This is a genomic window from Mycobacterium sp. E1715 (assembly GCF_001667625.1).
Taxonomy (GTDB): Bacteria; Actinomycetota; Actinomycetes; order Mycobacteriales; family Mycobacteriaceae; genus Mycobacterium.
Genome location: NZ_LZJJ01000303.1, coordinates 1 through 11,796, shown reverse-complemented (window position 1 = coordinate 11,796; position 11,796 = coordinate 1). Strand labels below are relative to the sequence as shown.

The 11,796-nt window shown below is 69.5% G+C and carries 11 protein-coding genes and 1 pseudogene; 3 read left to right on the top strand and 9 right to left on the bottom strand.

Features of this window, described 5'->3' with window-relative positions; all coding sequences use genetic code 11:
* Positions 1–437: pseudogene (locus A9X03_RS15415) on the bottom strand (hypothetical protein); the annotation flags it as partial.
* 65 nt (positions 438–502) lie between these two features.
* On the bottom strand, positions 503–2,107 hold the full coding sequence (locus tag A9X03_RS15410) for an AMP-binding protein (RefSeq protein ID WP_068261728.1): 1,605 nt from the start codon (positions 2,105–2,107) through the stop codon (positions 503–505).
* Positions 2,108–2,223: 116 nt separating this feature from the next.
* On the opposite strand from A9X03_RS15410, the gene A9X03_RS15405 reads away from it, so the two are divergent.
* Together A9X03_RS15405 and A9X03_RS15400 are read left to right on the top strand one after the other, a co-directional pair.
* The gene (locus A9X03_RS15405) at positions 2,224–3,138 is read left to right on the top strand and encodes a class I SAM-dependent methyltransferase (RefSeq protein ID WP_067758966.1); all 915 of its coding nucleotides are present in this window, start codon (positions 2,224–2,226) and stop codon (positions 3,136–3,138) included.
* Between the two features lie 13 nt (positions 3,139–3,151).
* A complete protein-coding gene (locus A9X03_RS15400; RefSeq protein ID WP_067758963.1) occupies positions 3,152–4,345 on the top strand; it encodes a CoA transferase in 1,194 nt (397 codons plus the stop codon).
* A 4-nt stretch (positions 4,346–4,349) separates the two neighbouring features.
* On the opposite strand, the gene A9X03_RS15395 is transcribed toward A9X03_RS15400, so the two are convergent.
* From A9X03_RS15395 to A9X03_RS15370, 6 genes are all read right to left on the bottom strand, one after another.
* Positions 4,350–4,790, bottom strand: a complete 441-nt coding sequence (locus A9X03_RS15395; protein WP_067758960.1) for a response regulator — start codon at positions 4,788–4,790, stop codon at positions 4,350–4,352.
* The gene (locus A9X03_RS15390) at positions 4,787–6,325 is read right to left on the bottom strand and encodes a CHASE3 domain-containing protein (protein WP_082954865.1); all 1,539 of its coding nucleotides are present in this window, start codon (positions 6,323–6,325) and stop codon (positions 4,787–4,789) included. The genes A9X03_RS15395 and A9X03_RS15390 overlap by 4 nt, the downstream gene beginning before the upstream one ends.
* Before the next feature lie 71 nt (positions 6,326–6,396).
* A complete protein-coding gene (locus A9X03_RS15385) occupies positions 6,397–7,590 on the bottom strand; it encodes a PP2C family protein-serine/threonine phosphatase (RefSeq protein ID WP_067758956.1) in 1,194 nt (397 codons plus the stop codon).
* 137 nt (positions 7,591–7,727) lie between these two features.
* The gene (locus tag A9X03_RS15380; RefSeq protein WP_067758953.1) at positions 7,728–8,897 is read right to left on the bottom strand and encodes an acyl-CoA dehydrogenase; all 1,170 of its coding nucleotides are present in this window, start codon (positions 8,895–8,897) and stop codon (positions 7,728–7,730) included.
* Between the two features lie 18 nt (positions 8,898–8,915).
* Positions 8,916–9,428: a 5-(carboxyamino)imidazole ribonucleotide mutase gene (gene purE, locus A9X03_RS15375; RefSeq protein WP_067758950.1), complete on the bottom strand. Its 513-nt coding sequence runs from the start codon at positions 9,426–9,428 to the stop codon at positions 8,916–8,918.
* Positions 9,421–10,650 (bottom strand): 5-(carboxyamino)imidazole ribonucleotide synthase, encoded by a 1,230-nt coding sequence (locus A9X03_RS15370; protein WP_082950278.1) that lies wholly within the window; start codon positions 10,648–10,650, stop codon positions 9,421–9,423. The genes purE and A9X03_RS15370 overlap by 8 nt, the downstream gene beginning before the upstream one ends.
* A 97-nt stretch (positions 10,651–10,747) precedes the next feature.
* Here A9X03_RS15370 and A9X03_RS15365 point away from each other — a divergent pair, with 97 nt between their 5' ends.
* Positions 10,748–11,407 (top strand): GtrA family protein, encoded by a 660-nt coding sequence (locus tag A9X03_RS15365; protein ID WP_067758944.1) that lies wholly within the window; start codon positions 10,748–10,750, stop codon positions 11,405–11,407.
* Here A9X03_RS15365 and A9X03_RS15360 read toward each other — a convergent pair.
* Positions 11,362–11,796, bottom strand: a 435-nt coding sequence (locus A9X03_RS15360) for a PH domain-containing protein (RefSeq protein ID WP_067758941.1), incomplete at its 5' end; no start/stop codon positions are given. The genes A9X03_RS15365 and A9X03_RS15360 overlap by 46 nt on opposite strands.

Sequence of the window (11,796 nt, the reverse complement as noted above, 5' to 3'; positions counted from 1 at the left end):
TTGGCCCGGCCGAGGATCGGCATCAGCAGCAACCCGGCGGCGGTCAGCGCGAGCCCGATCGCCGACGCCTCGGCGCGGTGCTCACCGATCAGCTCCCGCACGGATTCCGCGGCGATGTACGGGGCGGTCAGCCAGAACGACACCGCGACACCGCGTTGCGCGCGCCGCTCGGCGTCTGCCGAGAAGGTCCTGGCTCCGCTGAACCGCCACACCACCATCGCGCTGCCCAGCGCCTCGGACACCCCGCCGAGCGCCCAGCCGGTCAGCGCCACCGACCCGACCGCCAGGCCCTGCCACAGCCCGACGGCGCCCTCGACCAGCACCGCGACCAGGCTGATCCACGCGAGGCGCCGCGCCCACTCGGCGCTGCGCCGCCAACCGGCGTCCCGCGCCGCGGCGAGGGCGTGGCCGTCGGCGGTGAGCGAGAAGGTGGTCATGGCGCGAGGCTAGCGGCGATCGCGCCCGGCGGCAGTCCCGGACACCAGCTAGTAACACAACCGTGTCAAACCTGACCGGTCAGCACCCGCTTGAGCACCTTTCCGCCCGCGTTGCGGGGCAGCGCGTCGACGAACAGCACGTCGCGGGGGACCTTGAAGCGGGCCAGCCGGTCCCGCACGTACTGCCTGACGTCATCCTCCGTCAGCGTCGCGCCCGGCCGCACCACGACGTAGGCACGCAACCGCTGCCCGAACTCCTCGTCGCCGACCCCGACCACCGCGACGTCGAGGACGTCGGGGTGGTGTGAGAGCGCCTCCTCGACCTCGCCGGGGTAGACGTTCTCCCCGCCGGAGACGATCATCTCGTCGTCGCGCCCATCGATGAAGAGCCGGCCGTCGGCGTCGAAGTGACCGACGTCGCCCGTGGACATCAGGCCCCGGATCGACTCCTTGGTGCCGCCACCGGTGTAGCCCTCGAAGGCCAGCACGTTGCCGACGAAGATGCGCCCCGGCGTCCCCGGCGGCGCCTCACGCCCGTCGGCGGTGAAGACCTTGACCACCGAGCCGGGCACCACCGCACCCACGCAGCCCGGCGCGACGGCCAGGTCCGCGGGCGTGGCGATGGTGGCGTAGGCGACCTCGGTCGACCCGTACATGTTGTAGACCAAGGGCCCGAGCGCCTCGAGCGCGCGAGTGGCCAGCGCGGCGCCCAGCTGCGAGCCGCCGATGAACACGATGCGCAGCGCCGACAGGTCGTGCTCGGCCAGGGCGGCGGGGCCCAGGTCGAGCAGGCGCCGCAACATGATCGGCACCACGATCATGGCGCTGGCCCGGTGTGCGGCCAGGCTGGCCAGCGTCTCCCGGGCATCGAAGTGGCGGCGCAGCACCAGGGTCGAGCCCAGCACCATGCCGTACATCGCATGGCTGAAACCCATCGAATGGAACAGCGGCACACAGCATTCGGTGACTTCCCGGCCGCGGAACGGGACCTTCCCGAGCAGGCCGCCGACCGGTATCAGCGAGTAGGGCTCCGAACGCGCGGCGCCCTTCGGCGTTCCGGTCGTCCCGCTGGTCGAGATGACGATCTTGGGCCGCCCGCCGGAGGCCGGCGGCGGGGCGGGATCACCCCGCTCGATCAGCGCGTCGAGCGAGTCGGGATCGGGCGTCTCCGTCCAGGCCAGGACGCGGCCGAGCGCCGGCCGGGCGTCGGCGACGACGGCGCCGTACTCCTCGTCGTAGACCAGGAGATCGGCGCGTTCGGAGGCCAGCATCCCGGCCAGCTGCGGGGCGCCGAAGCCGGTGTTGAGCAGCAGGACACCGGCGCCGCACTTGCCTGCGGCGTAGACGGCTTCCAGAAAGCCGCGGTGATTGCCGACCAGGATGGCCACGCCGTGACCCGGGCCCAGGCCGCGCCGGCGCCACTCGTTGGCCAGCGCGTTGGTCCGGCGGTCCAGTTCACCGAACGTCAGCGAGCCGCGCTCGTCGATCAGCGCCACCCCGTCGGGGTCCCGTCCGGCGGCGATCGCCGTCGCCGCACCCAGGATGCCGTAGCGCCGAACGGCGCCCAGCACCGGCGCGACGCGGCCGGGCGGTATCCACCGCAATCCCCCGGACCGGGCGTAGAGGAGCAGTGACCGGGCTTCCGCACCCGCGCGCCGAAGAATTTGCACACGTCGATGCTGCCGCCCGACACCGCGCCGGATAAGGGCGCAACGCCACTACGGACGGGGTCTTTCGTCACCATCGTTATTCTGGCTAACGACTACACGGAAGGGGACGATTGCCGATGACGCGCACCGACAACGACAGCTGGGACCTGGCCACGAGTGTGGGGGCGACCGCCACCATGGTGGCCGCCGGACGGGCCCGGGCCACCCGCGACGGGCTGATCGACGACCCGTTCGCCGAGCCGCTGGTGCGGGCGGTCGGGGTGGACTTCATGACGCGCTGGGCGGCCGGCGAACTGGACTCCGCCGACGTCGACGAGCCCGGGGCGCCGTGGGGCATGCAACGCATGACCGACATGCTGGCCGCCCGCACGCGCTACATCGACGCCTTCTTCGCCGAGGCCGGCGCCGCGGGGATAAGCCAGGTGGTGATCCTGGCCTCCGGCCTGGACGCGCGGGCCTACCGGCTGCCCTGGCCGGCGGGCACCACGGTGTACGAGATCGACCAGCCGGAGGTCATCGAGTTCAAGACCGCCACCATCGCCGAGCTCGGTGCCCGGCCCACCGCCGAGGTGCGCGCCGTGCCGATCGACCTGCGCCACGATTGGCCGTCGGCGCTGCGAGACGCCGGATTCGACACCGCTCGACCCACCGCCTGGGCCGCCGAGGGATTGCTCGGCTTCCTGCCGCCCGAGGCGCAGGACCGGCTGCTCGACGACATCACCGCGCTGAGCGCCGCCGGCAGCCGGCTGGTGGCCGAGGTCTTCATCAACTCCGGCGCCAACGGGGACGCCCTGAACGCCGCCAGCCAGAAGTGGCGGGACAACGGCCTCGACATCGCGCTCGGCGACCTGGGCTTTCCGGGTGAGCGCAACGACGCGGCGACCCACCTGGAGCGGCACGGCTGGCGCCCGACTCGCACACCCCTGAATCAGCTGTTGGCCGACAACGGGTTACCTTTGCAGCGCACCGATCCCGGTGCGCCGTTCGCCCAGAACTACTACTGCATCGCAGAGTTGCACGCGGCCCGTTGACGGAAGGCCACCGATGGCAGACAGCACGCCCGCCAAGCCACTTGACGGATTCCGGGTACTCGATTTCACCCAGAACATTGCCGGGCCGCTGGCCGGTCAGGTGCTGGCCGACCTGGGCGCCGAGGTGATCAAAGTGGAGGCGCCCCACGGTGAGGCGGCGCGGCAGATCACCGCGGTGCTGCCCGGGCGCCCGCCGCTGCCCACGTTGTTTCTGCCCCACAACCGGGGCAAGAAGTCGGTGGCGGTGGACCTCACCGACGACGAGGCCAAGCAGCAGATCCTGCGGCTGGTCGACACGGCCGACGTCGTGCTGGAGGGATTCCGCCCCGGCGTGATGGAGCGCATGGGCCTGGGCCCCGATGACCTGCGCGCACGCAACCCCAGGCTGATCTACGCGCGGCTGTCGGCCTACGGCGGCAACGGCCCGCACGGCAGCAGGCCGGGCGTCGACCTGATGGTCGCCGCCGAGTCGGGCATGACCACCGGGATGCCCACGCCGACCGGCAAGCCCCAGATCATCCCGTTCCAGCTCGTCGACGCCGCCAGCGGTCACGTACTGGCGCAGGCGGTGCTGGCCGCGCTGCTCAACCGGGAGCGCCACGGGGTGGCCGACGTGGTGCGGGTGGCAATGTACGACGTCGCGGTCAACCTGCAGGCCGGCCAGCTCACGATCCACCTGAACAAGCCGAGCGAGGCGCCCAAACCCGATGCGGCACCGAAAGCCAAGAAGCGCAAGGGAGTCGGCTTCGCCACCCAGCCGTCGGACGCGTTCAAGGCCGCCGACGGGTACCTGGTGATCAGCGCGTACGTGCCCAAGCACTGGGCGAAGCTGTGCCAGATCATCGGCCGCCCCGACCTGCTGACCGACCAGCGGTTCATCGACCAGCGTTCGCGCGCAATGAATTACCACGAACTGACCGAGGAGCTCGAGTCTGCGCTGGCCGCCAAGACCGCGGCCGAATGGGTCGAGCTGCTTCAAGAAGGCGGCCTGATGGCCTGCCTGGCCTACACCTGGAAGCAGGTGGTGGACACCCCGCTGTTCGCCGAGAACGAGCTCGCCCTGCGCGTCGGCGACGGCGACGACACCGTCACGGTGGTCCGTATGCCCGCGCGCTACTCGAGCTTCGACGCGGCGGCCACCGAACCGCCGCCCGCGCCGGGACAGCACAACGACGAGTTCCTCACCGCGCCGCAGACCACGTCGTAAGCCGTCACTGGCTGGGCAGCCGCACCACCTGGACGAAGAACTCGTCGATCTGCTGGACGGCCTTCATGAACTGGTCCAGGTCAACGGGTTTGGTGACATACGCGTTGGCGTGCAGCTTGTAGCTGCGCAGAATGTCCTCCTCCGCCGATGAGGTGGTGAGCACGACGACCGGGATGCGGGCCAGATCGGGGTCGGACTTGACCTTCTCCAGCAGCTGACGGCCGTCGTATTTCGGCAGGTTCAGGTCCAGCAGGATGAGGTCGGGCCGCGGCGCGTCGGAGAACTGACCGCGCCGGTAGAGGTAGTCGAGGCCTTCCTCGCCGTCGTGCGCGACATGAAGCCGGTTGTTGAGTTTGTTGTGCTCGAACGCTTCTCGCGTGATCAGCTCGTCCCCCGGGTCGTCTTCGACGAGCAGGATGTCGATCGCTCTACCTTCTGACGTCATTGATGCGCTCCTTCCAAAGCGTCTGCGTCTGCTTCGCCAACGGGCTCGGGCTCGGGCATGGACATGGGCAGGGTGAACTCGAACCGGGTGCCCTCGGTGCGGGTCGTGTCGATCCGGATGGTGCCGCCGTGGTGCTCGACGATCTTCTTGACCAGCGCGAGGCCGACGCCGGTCCCGGCGTACACGTCGCGGCCGTGCAGGCGTTGGAAGATGACGAAGACCTTGTCGGCGAACTCCGCCGGGATGCCGATGCCGTTGTCCGACACGGTGATCACCCATTCGCGGTCATGAGCGGCGGTGCCCGGTGCGCACTCGATGACGACGCGTGGCCTGCGGTCCTTGTGCCGGAACTTCACCGCGTTGCCGATGAGGTTCTGCCACAGCATCGTCAGCAGCATCGGGTCGCCCTTGATCCGCGGCAGGGAGTCGGGTCGCACGACCTCGGCGTCGGATTCCTCGATCGCGGTGGCCAGGTTGGCCAGACCGGAGTCCAGCGTGGTGTCGAGGTCGACGTCGGTTTCCGTGGTGCCGAGCCGGCCGACGCGCGAAAAGGTGAGCAGGTCGTTGATCAGCGCCTGCATCCGCTTGGCCCCGTCGACCGCGAAGCCGATGTATTCGATGCCGCGCTCGTCGAGCTGATCGCCGTAGCGCCGCTCCAGCAGCTGGCAGAACGAGGCGACCTTGCGCAGCGGCTCCTGCAGGTCGTGCGACGCCACGTAAGCGAACTGCTCGAGTTCGGTGTTGGACCGGCGCAATTCGGCCGCCTGCTCGTCCAGTTGCGCCTGCGCCGAGTGTGAGATCTCGAGCTCCTCGACCATCCGCCTGCGCATGTTCTCCACGTCGATCGCCATGTCGCGAACGTCCTTGGGCCGCTTCGGCGCCGCGATGCTTTCCTCGAAGCTGCCCTGGGTGATCCGGCGGCACGCCGCGGCCAGCGCCGCGAGCGGCCGGGCGACCGTCTCCCGGATCAGGAACCCCAGCATCCCGGCCGTGACGAAGAACAACAACACCATGGCACCGAAAGCCCTGTCGCGCCAGGCATCAACGCGTTTGAGTTCGCCCGCCGCGGCCGCCCGGGCCGCGGACAGGTTCGCATTCTGGGTATCGAAAAGCATTCGCAGATGGTCGAATTCGGCCTTACCGCGCTCGGCCGACGGCTTGCTGTTGACGTTCTTGCCGTTCGGCAGCACGGTCGCGATCACCGGTTCGGCATAGCTTTCCCGCCACCTGGCCGCCGCGTCCTCGATCGCGTCCAGGTCACCCAACAGGTCCGGACGCCCACCCAGCCGGCGCCGGATCTCTTCCACCGCAGCCTGTTCGCTGTGCTGACCGTCGTAGTACGGCGTGAGGAATTGCCGGTCTCCGGCGATCAGGTAGCCGCGGATGCCGGTCTCCTGGTCGCGCAGCGCGGCCTGCAGCTGGAAGGCGGCCACGCGCGCCGGCTGGATGTTGTCGACGAGGTCGCGCGTCATCTGGTCCGTGCGATTCAGCAGCAACGCACCGACCACCGCGCCGGCGAGCACCATCGCGCCCATGCTGACCAACACGAGCGCCTGCCATCCGCGCACGGTGAGCTGCGACAGTCGCGGGCGGCGCAACCTCGGGGTCACGTGGTGGTCCTTTCCACCCGCAGCACCGCGATGTCGTCGGTGAGCCCGCCGTGCGACTGGGCGAGCTGCTGCGCGCCGTCGATGAGCGCATCGACGAACTCCGGGCCCGGCTTGGCCGCGTGCGATCGCGCCAGCGCGAGCAGGCCGTCCTCGCCGAGGCGCCGGATGCCTTGTCCCGAATATCCCTCGAACAGCCCGTCGGTCAGCAGCAGCAGCCCCTGACCCGGGGGCAGGTCCATCTCGAACCGCGGCCAGTCATCGTCGGCGCGCAGGCCCAGCGCCGGACCGCCCGGCGGCTCCACCCATTCCACGGCGCCGTCGCGCTGCAACAGCATCCCCGGATGGCCGGCGCGGATGGCGGTGATGCGCGTGCTGTCGGGCGGGATCTCCAAGCTGAGCACGGTCGCGAAAACGCCTGTGTCCGTTCGCTCCGAGTGCAGCACCCGCTCGAGCTGCCGCATCACTTCCACCCCGTGCACGCCGGCGAAGGTGAGCGCGCGAAACGCGATCCGCAGCGCCGCACCCAGGGCGGCCTCGTGCGGCCCGTGGCCGGCGACGTCACCGATCAGGACGTGCACGATCCGATCGGGTGTCTGGACCACGTCGTAGAAGTCCCCGCACAGCAACGCGTCCTCGCGACTCGGGCGGTACCGCGCGACGATGTCGACGCCCGGCTTGTCCAGCAGCAGCGGGGAGGGCAGCAGCCCGCGCTCCAGCAGCGCGTTCTCCCGCGCCCGCAGCCGGGTCGCGTGCAGGTCGGCCGCGATCAGCTCGGCCCGCTTGCGTTCGATCGCATACAGCAGCGCGCGCCGCAGCATCTCCGGCTCGACCCGGCCCTTGACCAGATAGTCCTGGGCGCCCGCAGCGACCGCGGACGCCCCGAAGTACTCGTCGTTCAGTCCGGTCAGCACCACGATCGGCACGGTGGCGTCGTGCTTGGCGATGCGGTCCAGCGCGTCGATGCCGTTGGCGTCGGGCAGGTGCAGGTCCAGCAGCACGCAGTCGGGCCGGGCGGAGGCCAGCTCGCGTTCGGCGTGGGCCATCGACTGCGCCCACACCACCCGGATATCGGCGACGGCGTCGGCGATCAGGTCTTCCACGAGCACCGCGTCCGCCCGGTCGTCCTCGACCAACAGCAACGACAATGACTGCCAACTCGCCGCCGGGGTCACTGGTGCGCGCACGGGCATCAATTCCCGGTCGTCCGGGGATGCGCCAAGGTAGCCACGCTGTTCACTTCAGACCCCCTGGCCGCGGTAAGACACATTTGTTCGACTTTACGTGTGGCCCTACCACCCCGATGGTTAACCGACGGAGATCCTATAGGTCAGCGCAGCAGCGCCCGCGACATGACCACGCGTTGGATCTGATTCGTGCCCTCGTAGATCTGAGTGATCTTGGCGTCGCGCATCATTCGCTCCACCGGGAAGTCGACGGTGTAGCCCGCGCCGCCGAACAGCTGCACGGCGTCGGTGGTCACCTCCATCGCCACGTCGGACGCCCAGCACTTGGACGCCGCGGAGATGAAGCCCAGGTTGGATTCGCCGCGCTCGGCGCGGGCGGCGGCGTGGTAGACCATCAGCCGCGCGGACTCGAGCTTCATGGCCATGTCGGCGAGCATGAACTGCACGCCCTGGTTGTCGCTGACCGGGCGGCCGAACTGCTTGCGGTCCTTGGTGTAGGCGATCGCGGCGTCCAGCGCCCCCTGCGCGATGCCGACCGCCTGCGCGCCGATCGTGGGCCGGGTGTGGTCCAGCGTCGCCAGCGCCGTCTTGAAGCCGGTGCCCGGCTCGCCGATGATCCGGTCGCCCGGGATGCGGCAGTTCTCGAAGTACAGCTCGGTGGTCGGCGAGCCCTTGATGCCGAGCTTGCGTTCCTTGGGACCGACCGTGAACCCCTCGTCGTCGGCGTGCACCATGAACGACGAGATGCCGTTGGCGCCCTTGTCCGGGTCGGTGACCGCCATGACGGTGTACCAGCTCGACTTGCCGCCGTTGGTGATCCAGCACTTGGCGCCGTTGAGAATCCAGTCGTCGCCGTCGGCCTTGGCCCGGGTCCGCATCGAGGCCGCGTCGCTGCCGGCCTCCCGCTCCGAGAGGGCGTAGGACGCCATCGCGGTGCCGTCGGCGATCGACGGCAGCACCTGCTTCTTGAGCTCGTCGGAGCCGCGCAGGATCAGCCCCATGGTGCCCAGCTTGTTCACCGCGGGAATCAGCGACGCCGAGGCGTCGACGCGGGCCACTTCCTCGATCACGATGCACGCCGCCACCGAATCCGCGCCCTGCCCGCCGTACTCCTCGGGCACGTGCACGGCGTTGAACCCCGACGCATTCAGCGCCTCGAGCGCCTCCTGTGGGAACCGCGCATTCTCATCCACGTCGGCCGCGTGCGGGGCGATCTCCTTCTCCGCCAGCGCGCGGATCGCCGCCCGCAACTCCTGGTGTTCCTCGGGCAACTGGAACAGATCGAACGTGGGGTCTCCGGCCCAACCAGCCATCGTGGCCTCCTCTAGCTACTAGCCAGTAACTTTACCCTGGCGCTTTTGCAGCGCCTCATCCTTGGCCCGCACGCTCTCGGCCAGCCGGCCCTGAAACTCGACGATGCGCGCCCGCAGCGCCGGGTCGGACGACCCGAGCATGCGCACGGCGAGCAGGCCCGCGTTGCGGGCGCCGCCGATCGAGACCGTGGCCACCGGCACGCCCGCCGGCATCTGCACGATCGACAGCAGCGAGTCGAGGCCGTCCAGCCGCGCCAGCGGGACGGGCACCCCGATCACCGGCAGCGGCGTCGCCGACGCGACCATCCCCGGCAGGTGTGCGGCGCCGCCGGCGCCCGCGATGATCACCTCGATGCCGCGGTCGGCCGCGCCGCGCGCATAGTCGAACATCACCTGTGGGGTCCGGTGCGCGGAGACCACCCGAACCTCGGCCGGAATGTCGAACTCGGCGAGCGCCTCGGCCGCGTCCTTCATCACCGACCAGTCGCTGTCGCTGCCCATGATCACGCCGACCCTGGGGTTGCTAGTCATGCGGATCCCATCCGTCCGTCCATTGCCCGTGTGACAACCAGTGTGCCGCGAGCTCGGCGCGCTCCCGCAGCGCGGCCAGCTGCGCCATGTCGGAGCCCAGGAAATTGACGTGGCCGACCTTGCGGCCGGGCCGTTCCTCCTTGCCGTAGAGGTGAACCCGCGCGTCGGGCATCCGCGCGAACAGGTGGTGCAACCGCTCGTCGACCGTCATCGCCGGCCGCTGCGCGGCGCCCAGGACGTTCGCCATCACCGTCACCGGGGCGATGGCATCGGTGTCGCCGAGCGGGTAGTCCAGCACCGCCCGCACGTGCTGTTCGAACTGGCTGGTGCGCGCCCCGTCCATGGTCCAGTGCCCGGAGTTGTGCGGCCGCATCGCGAGCTCGTTGACCAGCAGCTCACCCTGGACGGTCTCGAACAGCTCCACCGCGAGCACCCCGACCACGCCGAGTTCGGCGGCCAGCCGCAACGCCAGCTGCTGCGCGGCCGCGGCCACGTGCTCGGGCAGGTTCGGGGCGGGCGCGATCACCTGGACGCAGATCCCGTCGCGCTGGACCGTCTCCACCACCGGCCAGGCCGCGCCCTGGCCGAACGGCGACCGCGCCACCAGCGCCGACAGTTCGCGGCGCAGGTTCACCTGCTCCTCGGCCATCACCGGCACGCCATCGGCCAGGAAGCTGGTCGCGATATCGCGGGCGTGCGAGGGGTCGCGCGCCATCCGCACCCCGCGCCCGTCGTAGCCGCCGCGGACGGCCTTCACCACCACGGGGCCGCCGACGAGCTGCGCGAAGGCGTCCAGCTCCTCGAGATTCGCGATGCCGGCGTAGCGCGGGACCGGGGCGCCCATCGCGTCCAGCCGCCGGCGCATCACCAGCTTGTCCTGGGCGTGCACCAGCGCCTCCGGCGGCGGCGCGACGTTCACCCCCTCGGCAACCAGCTTCTCCAGCAGCTCGTTCGGCACGTGCTCGTGGTCGAACGTCAGCACATGGGCCCCGGCCGCGACCCGGCGCAGGTCGTCCAGCTCGGTGTGCGAACCGATCACGACGTCGGGCGTGACCTGCGCGGCCGGCTCGTCGGCGGCGGTGGCCAGCACGCGCAGCGTCTGCCCGAGGGCGATCGCGGCCTGGTGGGTCATCCGGGCCAGCTGTCCGCCGCCGACCATGGCGACCACCGGCGCTATCGTGGGTGCGGCCCCGGGAGGGCGTATGTTCGGCACGGCCATCATGGTGTCACGGCGCGGGCGGCGTGTTGACCGGCGGTGACGCCGAATCGTTATGTACGATTTTGCGTCTATTTTGTGTCCGTCCGTACACTGACCACTTGTGCCCTTCGCCGACGCCGCAATCGAGCGCATGCCCGGCTTTATTCAGCCCTATTTGCTGCGCCACCACGAACTGATCAAATTCGCCATCGTCGGCGGTACCACGTTCGTGATCGACTCGGCGATTTTCTACACGCTGAAACTGACAATTCTGGACTCCAAGCCGGTCACCGCGAAGGTCATCGCCGGCATCGTCGCGGTCATCGCGTCCTACGTGCTGAACCGGGAGTGGAGCTTCCGCGATCGCGGCGGCCGGGAGCGTCACCACGAGGCGCTGCTGTTCTTCGCGTTCAGCGGGGTGGGCGTGCTGCTGTCGATGGCGCCGCTGTGGTTCTCCAGCTACGTCCTGCAGCTGCGGGAGCCGATGGTGTCGCTGACCGTGGAGAACATCGCCGACTTCATCTCGGCCTACATCATCGGCAACCTGCTGCAGATGGCGTTCCGCTTCTATGCGTTCCGGCGCTGGGTGTTCCCCGACGAGTTCGCGCGCAACCCGGACAAGGCGCTGGAATCCGCCCTCACCGCGGGTGGTATCGCCGAAATGCTCGAGGACGAGATCGAGGGCGGCAACGTCACGCTGCTGCGGTCCTGGCGCAACCGGGCCGGCCGGCTGACTCAGCCGGGCGACTCCTCGGAACCCAGGGTGTCGAAGACTTCGTGATACAGCAGCGCGTGCACCTCGCGCAGCCGCGGTATGTCGTAGAACTCCAACGGGTCTTGTGACGCCGATTCGATAATCAACGTCCCGGTGCGAAACATCCGCTCGGTGATCCGGTCGCGGAATTCCACGCTGTTGATCCGCGCCAGCGGGATATCGATTCCGGTGCGGGTCAGCACCCCGTGCCGAAACATCACCCGCCGGTTCGTCACGACGAAATGGGTGGTCAGCCAGCTCAAGAACGGCCACAGCGTCAGCCAGCCGACGATCACCAGCCAGATGCCCCAGATGACGCCGTAGATGATGTTCTTGGCCAGCTGGCTCCAGTGCGTCGAGTTGAGGTATCCCGACCCGAACGCCGCGATCGCGGTCACCAGCAAAAGGACGACGAC

What these genes read in the sequence shown, in the direction of transcription:
- A9X03_RS15385 (WP_067758956.1), bottom strand. Translation starts at nt 7,590, where the DNA reads ATGCCCGTGCGCGCACCAGTGACCCCGGCGGCGAGTTGGCAGTCATTG.
- A9X03_RS15370 (WP_082950278.1), bottom strand. Translation starts at nt 10,650, where the DNA reads ATGATGGCCGTGCCGAACATACGCCCTCCCGGGGCCGCACCCACGATA.
- A9X03_RS15405 (WP_067758966.1), top strand. Translation starts at nt 2,224, where the DNA reads ATGACGCGCACCGACAACGACAGCTGGGACCTGGCCACGAGTGTGGGG.
- purE (WP_067758950.1), bottom strand. Translation starts at nt 9,428, where the DNA reads ATGACTAGCAACCCCAGGGTCGGCGTGATCATGGGCAGCGACAGCGAC.
- A9X03_RS15395 (WP_067758960.1), bottom strand. Translation starts at nt 4,790, where the DNA reads ATGACGTCAGAAGGTAGAGCGATCGACATCCTGCTCGTCGAAGACGAC.
- A9X03_RS15390 (WP_082954865.1), bottom strand. Translation starts at nt 6,325, where the DNA reads ATGGGCGCGATGGTGCTCGCCGGCGCGGTGGTCGGTGCGTTGCTGCTG.
- A9X03_RS15400 (WP_067758963.1), top strand. Translation starts at nt 3,152, where the DNA reads ATGGCAGACAGCACGCCCGCCAAGCCACTTGACGGATTCCGGGTACTC.
- A9X03_RS15380 (WP_067758953.1), bottom strand. Translation starts at nt 8,897, where the DNA reads ATGGCTGGTTGGGCCGGAGACCCCACGTTCGATCTGTTCCAGTTGCCC.